The organism is Cyanobacterium sp. uoEpiScrs1, from assembly GCF_947331815.1.
Taxonomy (GTDB): domain Bacteria; phylum Cyanobacteriota; class Cyanobacteriia; order Cyanobacteriales; family Microcystaceae; genus Rippkaea.
On sequence record NZ_OX373462.1, the window covers coordinates 1,540,323 to 1,556,094 of the forward strand.

General features: G+C 33.4%; 10 protein-coding genes. All 10 read left to right on the forward strand.

Going from position 1 to position 15,772, the window contains the following annotated elements; all coding sequences use genetic code 11:
• Positions 1–466: 466 nt before the first annotated feature.
• Positions 467–2,671: a DNA polymerase III subunit gamma/tau gene (locus OXU93_RS05375; RefSeq protein WP_267383049.1), complete on the forward strand. Its 2,205-nt coding sequence runs from the start codon at positions 467–469 to the stop codon at positions 2,669–2,671.
• Positions 2,672–3,630: 959 nt separating this feature from the next.
• On the forward strand, positions 3,631–4,230 hold the full coding sequence (locus OXU93_RS05380; protein WP_267383051.1) for a TerD family protein: 600 nt from the start codon (positions 3,631–3,633) through the stop codon (positions 4,228–4,230).
• A gap of 1,098 nt (positions 4,231–5,328) precedes the next feature.
• On the forward strand, positions 5,329–6,057 hold the full coding sequence (locus OXU93_RS05385; protein WP_267383053.1) for a Bax inhibitor-1 family protein: 729 nt from the start codon (positions 5,329–5,331) through the stop codon (positions 6,055–6,057).
• Positions 6,058–6,488: 431 nt separating this feature from the next.
• Positions 6,489–6,782: a hypothetical protein gene (locus OXU93_RS05390; RefSeq protein WP_267383056.1), complete on the forward strand. Its 294-nt coding sequence runs from the start codon at positions 6,489–6,491 to the stop codon at positions 6,780–6,782.
• 103 nt (positions 6,783–6,885) lie between these two features.
• Positions 6,886–7,167, forward strand: a complete 282-nt coding sequence (locus tag OXU93_RS05395) for a DUF3288 family protein (RefSeq protein ID WP_267383058.1) — start codon at positions 6,886–6,888, stop codon at positions 7,165–7,167.
• 2,265 nt (positions 7,168–9,432) lie between these two features.
• Positions 9,433–10,546 (forward strand): peptide chain release factor 2 gene (gene prfB / locus OXU93_RS05400; protein ID WP_267383060.1). Its coding sequence is split into 2 segments (ribosomal slippage): positions 9,433–9,504 and positions 9,506–10,546, totalling 1,113 coding nucleotides; the frame shifts between segments, so codons are not numbered across the junction.
• A gap of 333 nt (positions 10,547–10,879) precedes the next feature.
• Entirely contained in the window at positions 10,880–12,154 is a 1,275-nt protein-coding gene (locus OXU93_RS05405) for a glycoside hydrolase family 10 protein (protein ID WP_267383062.1), read from the forward strand.
• 157 nt (positions 12,155–12,311) lie between these two features.
• Entirely contained in the window at positions 12,312–12,548 is a 237-nt protein-coding gene (rpmB, locus tag OXU93_RS05410) for a 50S ribosomal protein L28 (protein WP_267383065.1), read from the forward strand.
• Positions 12,549–12,748: 200 nt separating this feature from the next.
• Positions 12,749–13,810 (forward strand): mannose-1-phosphate guanylyltransferase, encoded by a 1,062-nt coding sequence (locus OXU93_RS05415; protein WP_267383068.1) that lies wholly within the window; start codon positions 12,749–12,751, stop codon positions 13,808–13,810.
• 208 nt (positions 13,811–14,018) lie between these two features.
• Complete coding sequence (locus OXU93_RS05420; protein WP_267383071.1) at positions 14,019–15,668, forward strand: ABC1 kinase family protein; 1,650 nt, start codon at positions 14,019–14,021, stop codon at positions 15,666–15,668.
• The last annotated feature ends 104 nt before the right edge of the window (positions 15,669–15,772 follow it).

A 15,772-nucleotide genomic window follows, 5' to 3' on the forward strand; every position in this document is an offset into this window, starting at 1 on the left:
ATAAAAAAGCATATCTTACCTGTTGTTTGCATCAAATCTACTTTTCTTAGACTTATAATTAGAGTAATAATGCGATTCTATTATATCTCATATATTAAGTACATAAAACAATTTTGATATACATTTTTATAGTTATGAGATTATATTTTGTATCGACTTATTGGTAGTCGTCAGAAATGGTTGCTCTGTTATTATCATTTATCTCTTCTTTTTTGAGCTAGATAACTTTCTATTATTAATCTGAAATGGACTACTATACTCGTACCTTAATACAAATTATTACAATTGGTAAGGTTAAAGTCAGTTAACTCTATCATGTTCTCTATAGGAATTGGCGTGTTTTACGTGTTAAATAGGTGCCTAACGGTTGTCTTTATTTTTCTATTGTTACCGGACTCAATAAAAGCCAATGGTGCCACCGCAGCCGTCTATTCAAAATTAACCATTAACTATTAATTTAACCTAGATGTCTTCTTATGAACCTCTATATCATAAATATCGTCCCCAAACATTTGCCGACTTAGTGGGACAGGAAGTGATCGCCACCACTTTAACTAATGCTATCGTCTCCCAGAGAATTGCTCCTGCTTACTTATTTACAGGTCCTAGGGGAACAGGAAAGACCTCCTCAGCACGAATTTTAGCCAAATCGCTTAATTGCCAACATGTCGGAGATCCTACTCCCACCCCTTGTGGCAATTGTGAAGTTTGTCGGGCAATCGTTAGAGGCTCTGCCTTAGATGTTATTGAAATTGATGCAGCTAGCAACACAGGGGTAGATAATATTAGAGAAATTATTGAAAGGGCGCAATTTACACCTGTTCAGTGTCGTTATAAGGTATTCATTATTGACGAATGTCATATGCTTAGTGTGGCGGCGTTTAATGCTCTTCTTAAAACTTTAGAGGAACCGCCAGATCGAGTAATTTTTGTTCTCGTTACCACTGACCCCCAAAGGGTTTTGCCAACAATTATCTCTCGCTGTCAAAGGTTTGACTATCGACGTATTCCGATAGAAGCAATGGTGGATCATCTAAGCAAAATTGCTGACCAGGAAGCTATTGATATCACTGATGAGTCTCTAACGTTAGTAGCTCAAATCGCAAATGGAGGGTTAAGAGATGCTGAGAGTCTTATAGATCAATTAAGTTTATTATCAGGGACTATTACCTCAGAAAAAGTCTGGGACTTGATTGGAGCGGTCTCCGAACAAGACTTATTAGAATTATTACAAGCGATCGCCTCGGATATTCCAGAATTAGTCATAGATAAATGTCGTCATTTAATGAATCGGGGAAAAGAACCTTTAGTCGTCCTACAATATTTGGCAGGATTTTATCTCAATCTTTTGATTGCTAAAACGGCTCCCAACCGCCTTGACATTGCAACTGCGAGAGCTACAACCTGGCAAGCTTTATCTATTGAAGCACAAAGGTGGGAGATTAAAACTATCCTACAAGGACAACAACGTCTTAAAGAAAGTGAAGTTCAACTAAAAAATACTACTCAACCCCGTTTATGGTTAGAAGTTACCCTTTTGAGTTTATTGCCATCAGCTTGTCATTACCCAACTATTTGCAACGAAATAAGAGAGAAAAACAAGGAGATAATAGAGAAAGAAGAAATAGTGTCCACTACTTCTTCTTTCTCTAACACCACTTCTCAAATATCTCAATTAACCCAAGATTTAAGTATCTCACAAGTAGAAAATACGAGAAAAGATATAAAACTTGATAATGATCAAATCTGGTCATTAGTTTTAGGCAAATTGCAACCTTTTCCCCAAGATTTAGTCAGATCTAATTGTCATTTTCTTGATTTGGATGAATCGGCAGCCCATATTGAAGTTCGTAGTCAAGGATTGCTAAAACTAGTCCAAGGAAAAATTCCTAATCTTGAGACAGCTTTTATTGAGGTTTGTCAACGTCCTATTAAAATAAATTTAAAAGTGGCCTCCTCTTTTAATGAAACCTTGAAAAGTTCTCAAACTATTCAATCGTCACAATCAAAAATTATTCCAGTTAGCAACAACCAAACATCACAACCTGTTAATTCCCAGAAAATTACTAATTCTCATCACCCAAATAAACCTGCAGTAAAATTACAATCTCAACCCAAGACTTATCATCCTGAAAAAAAAATTAATTTAACTGATATTTCTGATAGTGTTGCCATCGAAGAAATTGAAAAAGCTGCTAATAGTTTAGCTAAAACGTTTGAGGGGGAGATTGTTGATACAGCCCACCAATTTAAAAATGAATTTTATAATCCTATTGTAAAGGATTTGGAAGCGGGTAAATGTCATTCATCCGCTCTATCACAAGCATTTGTAGTAAATCATCGAACTGAAGATACTCTTGCCAATGAAACGATTAATCAACAGCAATCAGACATACAGATAGAAAATTCATACTCAACTAAATCAAGTTCAGATTTATCAAAAAATTCATTTTTAGAAGATACAGATATCTATAATACTCAGACAACTAAATCAGTCGAGTTAAAACAGATTGATAAAATAAACTCAATTTATCAATCTGATTTATCTAACTTGGATGAGTTAGATAAATCAGCAGAAACTATAAAATATGATACTCATATAATTAAATCAAAACCTTCTGTTCAAGGACGACCAGAAATCATAGAGAATGAAGAAGATCTTGATTTTTAACAAAAGTGTACTTTTAAAATTTGCTTTATTTACAGTCAATAATTATTTGTTTTAAATTATATTAAAACTAACAAATAAATTTCAATCTAATATATAAACACAAATAAAATTACTACAGTCAATTAAACTCCATAAAAAACAAAATAAGGATGTAATAGAAAACATGATTATATTGTTATATCACAACAGTATAAAAGATAATACATAAAAAGTTTATACAAAATATCTTAATTAAGATATCTAGACAATAGCCTAAAAATTTTGTTTAAAATATTTTTTTACTTCCTATACGTTCTATACATTTAAATTGTAATTTTTATTTTGTTTTATTTTTACTTTAGATAATATGTTTTAAAAACTATAAAAAACTAATTATAGTGGAAATCAAGTTTTATTAGTTATAGAGTACAGTCTATCACGATTAATTTTGTAGGTAGTTAACTATTGATTTATCATAGTGAGTCTAGGTAAACTAAAGTTACTGATTTTTAATATTTCAGTACTTGACCAGAGTAATTTTATCCTTTAGTCTAAAGATAGATGATTGCAGCAAAAATAACCTCTCCTATCATTTAAGGTATTTCTTAAAATACCGATAAATATATTCAGTATCTGTATAGGTGGTAATTAATGGCATCTTTGTTACTAAATAAGATTTTGTCCAGAGTAGAGGCTGTCTTTATTGAGTTGGCGCGGGGGATAAAACGAGTTGTACAGGGTCTAATTTTGATATAGGGGTTTCCATGCTTAATATAAAGCGTCTTTCTGGCAGCCACTTTATTTTTTCTGATAGAGTACCTATTTGACTCACTCTGTTGAATATATAAAGAATGACTTGACTCTTAAAAAACGGGTAATTGGAAATATACAAAGAAGATGGACGATTCTGCATGAATACTGTTAGTCCTGAATATCAGGGAGATTCTACACTATCCTAAATCATTACCAGAACTAAAAAAATGGCTATTTATCTACAGAAAGGACAACAAATTTCTCTAAAAAAAGAAGCCCCTGGTCTAACCAAATTAATGTGTGGTTTAGGATGGGACATACACAGAGGTTATGGAGGACTGTTAGGTTTATTTAAACATCAAGATCATATTGATCTCGATGTTTCTGTTTTATGTTTAAATCCAAATGATAAGCTAACGAATAAGTCAGATGTAGTTTACTTCGGAAATTTACACCATGATTCCCGTGCTATTACTCATCTAGGAGATAATCTAACTGGTAAGGGGGATGGAGATGATGAAGAGATATTAGTCGATTTACCCCAGGTTCCTGACACAATTTCTAAGTTAGTCTTTGTAGTTAATATCTATAATTGTATTAAACGGAAACAAGGTTTTGAACAGGTAAAAAATGCTTTTGTTCGATTAGTTAATTTAGAAAAAAAACAGGAGATCGCTCGTTATAGCCTTTCTGGAAGTGAATATAAAGGGACAACTGGTATGATTTTAGCAGAAGTCTATCGTCATAACAATGAATGGAAAATGGCAGCTATTGGGGAAGGAATTAATGTTAAAAATATCCAAGAAGTGGTTAATCAATACTGTTGAATAACTTTAAATTATATTCAAAGATATTTCATAATCAATTAAAAACTTTAACAAGTTCAAGTCTAAAATAACTTGCCTAACTTTTTAAAGATGAAGGGTAATTATTATAAAAACGTGTCGTTTTTTTATTCTAATACTGACTGAGTAGCTTCTTTAAAAGAGTACATTTAAATTATTTTAATCAGGAGTAAGTTATGCCTTATAATGTTTTAAGTATCCTAAGAACTTAATTTGATACAACTTTTGCTCTTATAGTTAAAGAATACATTCGTCATAACAGTATAGTGTAATGAGTTATTGACTACTAATCTATAAGAATTAGCCTACTAAAATAGATATTGTTTCTTAAAAAGATTACAAAACAATTGCTGGGCGAGTTAATAGTTACATCCAAACTAATTAATATCACTAATCAATCTCTAATATTATTTAGTGAATCCCTATTTATGTTTATATTCCTGAAGAAATATTATATTTAACTACCCTCTAAAAGATAGAAAAAAACTAAGAAAGATAACATTGATGAAGATCAAATTATTCAATAAAATAAATCAATCCTAAATAGCAAATCTGTTATAAATCTTTAAAGATTTATAACAGATTTGCTAACATAATAAGTAGCTTAATGGATAAATCTAGACATGAGTACTCAATAAGTTTATTATACGAGGACAGAAAGGGTACCAGGAATAAAATCATTAAAGATTCTATGCCTTATTTCCTTATGTATCGTTCTACTTAGTTTTCATTGATCTTCTATAATTGAACAATCTCAATAGCTTGAAGATGACTAATCTAGATCATCTACTTTTTCTTAATTATTTTATTCAAAAAAAGTCTGGAGTATCAGCATTACTTAAAAATATTAGAGATTTGCATATCTTTTTTCCAAAAAAATATAAAAATTCTGTATAGCTAAGTAAGAGAGAGGTCAATTTTGTTGTAATTGATTTAAGATATTTTTTTAAGAAGCTGAGATTTATCATGAATTCAGAAATACATTCGATATTCTTGATTGCCTACTCACTTGTAATTTCAGATGTAAAACCCAAATAAGTTCTTAAAATCAACTAGAGATAGTAGAGTAAAACAGATTCTATGAGTAATACCAGTGATTTTCGTAACGCCATCCGCGACGTAAAGGGCAGATCTCTTATCGGACCTAACGTCATTGCTAACGCTTTACCCTATCTTGGAGGTGGGTTAGTTTTAACAGCTGTTGGCACTTATGGGGGATTAGGAGTTATTCAATCCTATCCCAATTTATTTTTTCCTTCCTTAATTGCAGCACTTATTATCGAGTTGATCTTGTTTTTTGTTGCTCGTAACGTAGCTGAACAAGGTAATAACAGCACTGCGTTACCTTTATTAACCCTATATAGTCTTCTTTCTGGATATACTCTTAGTGGCATTATCTTTATCGCCTTAGGAACTCAAGGCGTTGGGCTACAAGGTATTGTCATTGCTGCTGGAGGTTGTGGAATTACCTTTATGGCAAGTCGCAATATTGGCTCTAATCTTTCTGAACAAGATGGCATGGCTTTGATCAAAACCGTTAGCTTAGGGGTCATTGCACTATTCTTAGTAATGGTCGGTCAAGTATTGTTTACCCTATTTGGGGTTTATACACCGACTTGGTTAGACATTTCTATCTCCGGTCTGGGGGTATTTTTATTTGTCGGAGCTGCTGTGGTAGACTTTTATATCTTGCCTCGCACTTATCGTAATGATCAGTATCTTTCGGCAGCCTTGTCTATGTATCTGACTTACATTAACCTATTCGTCTTTATCTTACGTCTTTTGATTTCTATCAATAGTCGTGACTAATTCATTAGAGTGTGGGGAAGCTACTCAAATAACCAGTATTTCCCATACTTCTTCTTAAGTAAGTTTATTTTTCTGATAACTATTTCCAGGAAAATAGTTCCTCCTAGGTTAAGGATTCTGACTATTGTTGTTTAGTAAGAGATCTGGTAGTTCCAAATAAGCTAAAAACTTCAACTCAATGAAGTGAGATTTTGCTTTAAAGAATATGCAGAATTTCTTAATGGCAGTGCCGTCATGATTGAATTTTTTCTCTTGGTACAGTAAATAACTGTACCAAGAGAAAAATCATAGACCACACTTTCCAGTTATTTAAGTCTATGTTCTGACTTAGACTAAGTAATTTTTCTGAGATCTGTTCAGTTTTGGGATTGCTTGAGATAAGCTGAGACAAGAATAGTTAATTGAAATAGCACAATACTTAGTACATCATAATGAATTCTTTTTTTCTGCGTTTTCCTCGTTTTCTAAAAAGAGCTTATCATAAGGAGCCAATTTCTAGCTTTATTCTAGTAATAGGAGTGGTCGATGCAGTAATTGGGGGGATAGGAGAAAAGTCGACTTTGCTGTCCTCAGGATTGGTGGTAATTTTACTCTCTGTAATTCTACGCTATTGGCAAACTCAAAAGACACAACCCTTAGCGACTGAAGAGCCCCCTAGACGATATCTCCCCCTGAGTTCGGTGAGATCACCTCTACCGAGATTAACTAATGATAAGCCTCGTTAATAAAAATATTAATTACTAAGACTTTGTGGTAAACATTTTTAGTAACTACTGAGAAATAACCTAAAGATTCTCTTCATATTGCAGTGTCCTTGAATTGTTATTTATGCCTAAAATCCAACAACATCCTCAAGAAAAAAGAGACCAGGAATTAATAAGTGTCCTTCTCCAAGAACAGGCTAACTCTTATAATCTAGCAGAATTAGCTCGGTTGCGTATCCGCTATCATAATTTTCCAGGAGCCATACGGATCCAAGAGGATTTAGACTTACTATTACAACGATGGAAACTAACTGAAGAACAACTATTCGAACAAACCCGTCAACTCCATAAGACCCGTCAAGTTTATCAAAGCATTAAAGGTAAAGATGCTCAAGATTGGAGTTGACGGGTTTTATGGATAGTGTTAAGTGCCAATTCCCTATTTGTGTAAACAGATGAGCTTTAATTGAAGTACAGCGAAAAGATAGTCAAAAAAAAGTGATCTTTAAGTGTCAACCTACTTAAAAAGTGGGCCGGTGGGATTGTGCAAGAACCATTGAAAAAAATAGCCAAAGTGTAGAGTTCATACGTAGAAGATAAAAGATAATAATAACCAGGGAATTCTTATCACTAGAGATAAGTTTCAAGTTCCCAATTTTTGTGTTAACAAACATAAATAAATATATTCTCTCTCTCTTTTTATTCTTATTAAAGATTGCTTATTACTATTATCAATAACGTTGCGGTAACCGCAGTACAATTTTTTAATCCCAAAAATCGGGCATAAAAGCTAGATAAACAACATCCAGTATAAATTCGTTCAAAAATAATGTAATAAAAATTTTTTGAAAAATATTTAAGATCTTATATTTAGACTTTAACTAGATAACTATATAAAAACTCTCAAATCCAATAAGAAAAATGAAAAGACCTTTGGGCGTCTTACCTTGTTTCGACTCCAAAGGTCTTTTCATATCACTCTTACTCCTCACACACATGTAGATGATACCAAACTCATCAATAATATTTGACTACAAATATGACAGTTTATTAATTGTCACAAAAGTAACTTGGAGAACTGAGTCTAGATTACTGATCATCATTTCACAAGACATATTCAGATAAGCTCATGTTAACAAGAAGACAGAAAGATTAAGGATAATTATCCACAACTTAACTATTTACTAATAAAAATAACTATAAAAACTTCTTTATTTGTTAGTATCGTTATTTGCTGTCTTAGTAACTTTTTATTTAATCATATTCAAATATAATTTAATTAGTCTATAAAAATAATTAAATTATATTTGAATATACTAGTACATTTGGCTTTCTATTATTCAGCATAATATAGTTATTTTTTGCTTTAAATAGATTTATTTTTGCCTTTAATAACTAAATTAAACAATATTTATTGTTAACAATAAACACAAAGTATTAATTAAACTTATACCGCAATATACTAATAGACTAATGTTAATAGGCAATATTATTTAACTGTTTTATATTAAATATTAAAAATACATCAATATATTAAGTTAGAATAAATGTATTTAAAGTTTTTTTGTATAAGCATTGACGTTAATATTGTTAATATTTTGCTAGTCATTTTATATACACCAACTAACTTTAATTTTAAATCAAAATACAGAGATTACTTGACATATTTGGCACATATTTAAACTCTTTTGTAATTTAAAATTAAAAATATTATATATATTTAACTTTTAAGCAAAAATAAAGATTCTACGTATGTTAAGTGCAATCCTTTTATTAAAAAAACTTAATAAAAACTGATAATCAATATATAATACACAACTCAGTCAGTTTACTTTTGTTAAAAAATCTACTATGAAATAATAAAAATCAGGGTAATTGCCTTCCTTTTAATAGAAGATGTTAGAGTTTTTATTTGTAATTTTTAAATTTCTAGTATTTAAGAGAATAAATCTAGGATATTTTCTTTACAATTTTTCTCCTCGGTTTTCCTCTTTGAATAGTCACTAGTAGTAGAAAAATTTGCTGAGAAAGAAGAATATAGATAATTATATAGATATAATAACAAATAAATAACTATAGAAACAAAAGCTAATTATCGTCTATATGATGGAGTAAATTTTAGTTTTCTACTTTTTCAAAAGTTTTTCGTAATACTATGTATCACAGTAATCAAAGTGGCGCCCAAAAACACATTACATTCTATAGTAGATTTCAATATAAAAAAAAAACTACTTAACCAAATGTATCAATCGAACAGGGTAAAAAAAAGTTTGATTTGTACATAAAATATTTAAAACGAGCACAAGTATAGTTAGAAGACACAACTAACTTTGTTTTATACAACTTATTTATGGACTTTGATTTTAAGTTCTATCGATTTTAATTTAAACTTTATTACTCTAGCTAGAATAGATCAGGATTAAGCGACAATGTAGTATAATTATTCAAGTCCAAAATCTGATTGGCTAAGCCCAAGACAGTAGAAACAGGCTAAGCTCTAGTGTTATCTGATTTGTCAATAGTCTTAACAATGAGTTAACCAATATAAATTTGGATAATTGTCTAATAAGACTTTCAAAACATTATTGTTAATGATCAAGTTTGATTTAATCTCGAAATTAGAAACAAAGGAACTACAATAAAAAATATTCGCCTACTATTTGGTAGAGATATGGAAGCAACAGAACTAAAACGAGAAATCCAAGGGTTTAGTACGCGCCTGGGTAAAACTCAGGAATATCTTTGACTTACCTGCTCTGAAAGCTAATATTCAAGATTTGGAAACTTTAGCTACTCAGCCTGAGTTTTGGGATAATCCTGAAATAGCTCAAATAACTTTGCAACAACTTAACAATCTCAAATCTAGTGTCGAGCAATATCAACAGTGGCTAGATAAATTAGAAGATGTAAAGGTAATTATTGAATTACTGGAGCTAGAAGAGGATGCAAATCTGTCTCAAGAAGCGGAGACAATTATTAGCCAACTTAACCGTGAACTTGATCGCTGGGAGTTACAACAATTATTGTCGGGTATTTATGACACTAAAGGAGCCTTTCTAACTATCAATGCAGGAGCCGGGGGAACCGATGCTCAAGACTGGGCACAGATGTTGTTGCGTATGTATACTCGTTGGGGAGAGAAACAAGGTTATAAAGTACATTTAGCTGAGCTTTCTGAAGGAGAAGAAGCCGGAATTAAGTCGGCTACTCTAGAGATAGAAGGACGCTATGCTTATGGCTACCTAAAAGGAGAAAAGGGAACTCATCGACTAGTGAGGATTTCCCCTTTTAATGCTAATGGAAAACGGCAAACTAGTTTTGCGGGAGTAGAAGTTATGCCAGCCTTAGAAGAAGAAGATATTACTGTTGATATCCCTGAAAAAGATTTAGAAATTACTACCACTCGTTCTGGCGGAAAAGGGGGGCAAAACGTTAACAAGGTAGAAACGGCAGTTCGTGTAGTTCACTTACCTACTGGAATTGCAGTTCGTTGTACACAAGAACGCTCCCAACTTCAGAATAAGGAAAAAGCTCTTGCCCTGCTTAAGGCAAAATTATTGATTATTGCTCGAGAACAACGTGCTCAAGAAATTGCTGAAATTCGGGGAGATATAGTGGAAGCAGCTTGGGGCAATCAAATACGTAATTATGTTTTCCATCCTTACCAGATGATTAAAGATGTAAGGACAAATAAGGAAACCACGGATGTCAATGGAGTTATGGATGGTAATCTTGACACTTTTATCGAGAGTTATCTGCGTTATAGGGGTCGTAGCGAAGACTAATTAATACTGGTATTGTCAATACATCAGGGCGAATTCTGCCGAATTTGACTTGATAAACATCCCAAAAGATAGATTCCTTGAATATCGATTATTCTTGCTGAGCAGTCTAGTAACGGTTTAATTGCCGATAAATTTAACAAGTAAATACAAATTCTCCACCATTAATGCAACGGTAGTAACTGGATCTTTGTAAGAGTAGATTTAGTTAACTCAAAATATAAAGAAAGATATTAGTACTGACACTAATTAGGTAAAGAAGATAGCAGAAAACGTTTTCAAAAACTTCGCCCATGAGTTAGCCTAACCAGTATACAAAATTTCAGTATTTACTTTATGACAAAAAACCTATTTGATCGCCAAGCTAACCAACTAGTTAACTTTAGCCGTTTATGGGGTTATCAGGCCTGGTTAGTCTTTCTGGTTATCTTCAGTCTCTGTATTAGCCTAATAATCTTTACCATTCAATCTCCAGTACAGTCTCATAACCAACCCCCAGAAATTAGGGGAGTGTGGCTGACAAATGTTGATAGTGATGTACTTTTTAATAAAAATACTTTGTCCGAAGCCATTACCACCCTCAATCAGTTCAATTTTAATACTCTTTACCCCACTGTCTGGAATTGGGGTCATACCCTGTATCCTTCTGAGGTTGTCCAAACTATTACTGGAAGCAATTTAGACCCTACAGAAGGGCTACAGGGACGAGATATTTTGCAAGAAATTGTAAATAAAGGACATCAAGAAAATATGGCAGTTATTCCTTGGTTTGAATTTGGATTTATGGCCCCTGCAGACTCCAAACTTGCCAAAAATTATCCTCAATGGTTAACCCAACGACAAAATGGTGACAGAATCTGGCTAGAAGGAAAACTCCATAAACGAGTTTGGCTAAATCCTTTACATCCAGAGGTTCAAACTTTTATTACTAATTTAGTTACCGAAATTGTTAGTAAGTATGAAGTAGATGGCATTCAATTTGATGATCATTTTGGCATCCCTTTCGACTTTGGTTATGATGATGTTACTGTCGCGCTTTATCAACAAGAACATCAAGGTAAATTACCTCCACTCCCTCCAAAAAACCTTAAGATGAACAACAATTGTATAATTAACGATCAGGCTTGGCAGGAATGGACAAAATGGCGGGCAGAAAAAATTACAGATTACATGGCAAAGCTATCTAAAGCTATTAAAGTCATTAATCCTGATATCGTCGTTTCTTTATCTCCTAATCCTCAACCATTCTCAGCTAACTGCTATTTACTTGACTGGCACCAATGGGAACGCCAGGGCTTAATAGACGAATTAGTATTGCAAGTTTATCGTCCCAATCTCCGCAACTTTCAACGTGAACTAAGACGTCCTGAAGTTCAACAAGCTAAACAACATATTTCCTTTGGAGTTGGGGTTCTTTCTGGTTTAAAAAATCGTCCAGTTCCTATAGAATGGATAGTAAAACAGGTAGAAACTATCCGTCAAAAACAGTTTTCTGGTGTCTCCTTTTTCTTTTATGAAAGCTTGTGGAATATTGGCGCAGAATCGTCAAAAGAGCGGCAATTTAGTTATAAAAGATTATTTCCAACTAAAGTAAGTAGACCAGAAGTTTAATGGGGTAATTTTAAGATGTACTGTACTGAAGCACCATTAATTTACATACCAATGATTCAATCTCTCATCCTAACTTAAGATGAAGGCATTTTTAGATGATTTTTGATAGGATTAAAGACTATGAGAAAATTAATACCAAAAGACAAGGAGGTTTTCTATGGCCCGTAAATGTCAATTAACAGGAAAACATGCTAATAATGCTTTTGCTGTTTCCCACTCCCACCGTAGGACTAAAAAATTACAAGAAGTAAACTTACAGTGGAAACGTGTTTGGTGGAATGAGGGCAACCGTTGGGTTAAATTACGTTTATCCACAAAAGCCATTAAAACTATAGAAAAGAAAGGGTTGCAAGCTATGGCCAAAGAAGTAGGGATTAACTTGAATAAACTCTGATCCTACAATTAATACTTATAGAGGTAAATTTTGGGAGCATACAGAGGATGGGGAAAAGTAGATTTGGTTAATAGCATGAGTAATAATGGATTGTTTCACATTAAATTCAATCTTAGCTTCTTATTGTTGATAAGACATGAGAAACTAAGATTGACTCAAGCTTTAATTCCTAATTACCCTCACTGGTAGACAACCTAATTATGACCCAAGCTTTAATTCCCGTTATCCTCGCTGGTGGTAAAGGAGAACGTTTTTGGCCTCTTAGTCGCCGTCATCGCCCCAAACAGTTCCTCTGCCTTGATAATAGTGGACAAAGCTTATTGAGATCAACAGCTAATCGTCTACTTCCTCTAGCCCAAAACTGGGACAATCTTTGGGTAATTACCTCCGCTGCAATTGCTGATGGAGTTCGAAAACAATTACCAGAGTTAGGTGAAAGAAATCTCTTGGTGGAGAACCAAGGACGGGATACCGCCCCTGCAGTTGCCTGGGCTACTCTAAAAGTGGCTGAACGTTATGGACCAAACACAGTTGTTGGCTTTTTTCCTGCTGATCATTTAATTGCTGATATTCAAGGGTTTGAAAGAAGCATCAAAGCTTGTTCCCAGTTGGCTATAGCTAAAGATGCTATTGTTACTTTAGGGATTAAACCTAACTACCCCTCTACAGGTTATGGTTATATCGAACAAGGAGAAAAACAGGGTGATTGTGGAAAATTACCCATCTATCGTGTTAGTCGCTTTACTGAGAAACCTGATCAAAAAACGGCTCAATCTTTTATTGCAACAGGAAAGTTTAGTTGGAATAGTGGGATCTTTATTTTTCGGGCAGAAGTAGCCCTTAAAGAATTAGAAACCTATGCTCCTAAGATGATGCAGTTGTTGAAAGACAAAGGTGAAGCGGCCTATTCTGAATTAGAAAAGATAAGTATTGACTATGCCCTAATGGAAAAAACTCAATTAGCTTACGTTTTACCGGCAAATTTTGTTTGGGATGATTTGGGAGATTGGAATTCCTTAGAAAGAATTAACGAAGGAGATAGAGCTAATGTAGACTTAGCTAACCACGTGCATTTTGACACTCAAGGGGCAATCGTTTATTCGAGTGATAAGAACCATATTATTGCCACCATCGGACTAGAAAATGTGGTGATTGTGTGCGACGGCGATGTTACCCTCGTAGTCAATAAAAAACGTACTCAAGACATAAAAAAACTATTAAAATTATTGCAGTCTGATGAACAATTAAAAAGATTTTTGTAGATATTCTCGTCTGGCTGATTAGATTACTACTATATCTAAACTATTATTAATATTGGCTCTTCTAGATTTAAGCAGAACTAGTTTATGACTAATAAATTCCAAAGCTTTTATTCTTAACTATGTTTTCCGAATATTGAAAGTCTTGTACAGCGAGACTTTCAAGTTTTGTTTGCTATGATGTTGTCACAGCTAGTTTAGAAGAGCCTCAATGTTTTCTTTGACTCAAACCAGTGCACGTCAACGTGAAATTATCGAAGTGGTACTTGGTAATGGCTGGGACTATATGCGAGGGGTATTGACAGGGGGAAAAGCTGATAACCCTCAAATTCCCCCACCGGAAGTTTTGCGAAACATTCTAGTAGAATTGGGTCCATTCTACGTAAAATTAGGACAAATTCTTAGCACGCGCCCTGATATTCTTCCCCCCAGTTATATTAAGACATTGACCGCCCTACAGGCTAATGTTCCTCCTGTCTGTTGGGCTGAAATTGAAGAGCTGCTTTTACAAGAATTACAAAAACCTCTAGATAACGTATTTAAAACCATTAATCATGAGCCAATTGCAGCTGGTTCTATTGGTCAAATTCATCGGGGAACTTTGATCGATGGAACTGAAGTTGCAATAAAAATTCAGCGACCAGGAATTGATAGAATTGTTGCTCAAGATATTGCTTTAATTAAGGGAATTGCTGAATTAGTTTCTTTCACGGAGTTTGGACAAAACTATGATATTGTCAATTTGGCAGATGAGTTTGCACAGGCTATTAAATTAGAATTAGATTTTACGCAAGAGGGACGCTATACTGAGCGCATTAGCCAGAACTTAGCAGCTAGTGGCTGGTTTGATCCTAAAGATTTAGTCGTTCCCAAAGTTTATTGGGAAGTTAGTACAAAAAAAATCTTAGTATTGGAATGGTTGAATGGTAAACCGATCCTTAGTGCAGACCTTAGTATCCCTTCTAGTCGTCAATCGGTTGAAAAGTACAAACAAAAGATAACGACTTTACTATTTAGAGCTTTTTTTCAACAACTTTATATTGATGGTTTTTTCCATGCTGACCCTCATCCGGGGAATATTTTTTACTTAGATGATGGACGGGTTGCTATTATTGATTGCGGCATGGTAGGACGGCTTGATCCTCGAACTCAACAAATTTTAACGGAACTATTGTTAGCGATTTTTGACCTAGATGCTCAAAGTTGTACTCAGCTAACAATTGAGTTATCGGAATCAGGACAACCCGCTAGTTTAGAAAAGTTAAACACAGATTATGAGAAAATTTTACGAAAGTATTATGATTTGAGCATCTCTCAATTTAACTTTAGTGAAGTAGTTTACGAAATTCTACAAATTGCTCGACAAAATAAAATGAAAGTTCCTGGAAATTTGGGACTATATGCTAAATGTTTAGCCAATTTAGAGGGAGTAGCTAGACAATTTAATCCTTCGGTTAACTTGTTTGATGAGATAAAACCATTGATGACGGATTTATTTCACCGTCAATTAGTAGGAAATACTCCATTACAAACTAATTTAAGAACTATTTTAGATTTAAAATCTATTTATTTAAAAACCCCCCGACAGATTGAGATTTTATTAAACCGTTTATCCTCAGAAACTTTACAATGGAATTTGCGAATAAAAGAATTAGATCCTCTACGCCGTAGTATTGATGCTTCTGCTAATCGTCTATCTTTTAGTATTGTTTTAAGCTCATTAATTATAGGTGCTGCCATTATTTCTAATGGGTCCCAAACTCAACAATTATCTTTTATTAGTGTTGCTTTATTTACAGCAGCAAGTTTGTTAGGAATGTGGTTACTTATCAGTATTTTAAGATCAGGGCGTTTAAAGTAAATATTATATTGTTTAAACAGTTTTTTTACAACTGAACTATAGTAATAAATTTGGTGATAGCTTATAAATATTTGCAATATAAAAAGGTTTGATTTTGTATACAC

Coding starts and splice junctions, on each gene's coding strand:
- OXU93_RS05375 (WP_267383049.1), top strand. CDS start 467: ATGTCTTCTTATGAACCTCTATATCATAAATATCGTCCCCAAACATTT.
- OXU93_RS05380 (WP_267383051.1), top strand. CDS start 3,631: ATGGCTATTTATCTACAGAAAGGACAACAAATTTCTCTAAAAAAAGAA.
- OXU93_RS05385 (WP_267383053.1), top strand. CDS start 5,329: ATGAGTAATACCAGTGATTTTCGTAACGCCATCCGCGACGTAAAGGGC.
- OXU93_RS05390 (WP_267383056.1), top strand. CDS start 6,489: ATGAATTCTTTTTTTCTGCGTTTTCCTCGTTTTCTAAAAAGAGCTTAT.
- OXU93_RS05395 (WP_267383058.1), top strand. CDS start 6,886: ATGCCTAAAATCCAACAACATCCTCAAGAAAAAAGAGACCAGGAATTA.
- OXU93_RS05405 (WP_267383062.1), top strand. CDS start 10,880: ATGACAAAAAACCTATTTGATCGCCAAGCTAACCAACTAGTTAACTTT.
- rpmB (WP_267383065.1), top strand. CDS start 12,312: ATGGCCCGTAAATGTCAATTAACAGGAAAACATGCTAATAATGCTTTT.
- OXU93_RS05415 (WP_267383068.1), top strand. CDS start 12,749: ATGACCCAAGCTTTAATTCCCGTTATCCTCGCTGGTGGTAAAGGAGAA.
- OXU93_RS05420 (WP_267383071.1), top strand. CDS start 14,019: ATGTTTTCTTTGACTCAAACCAGTGCACGTCAACGTGAAATTATCGAA.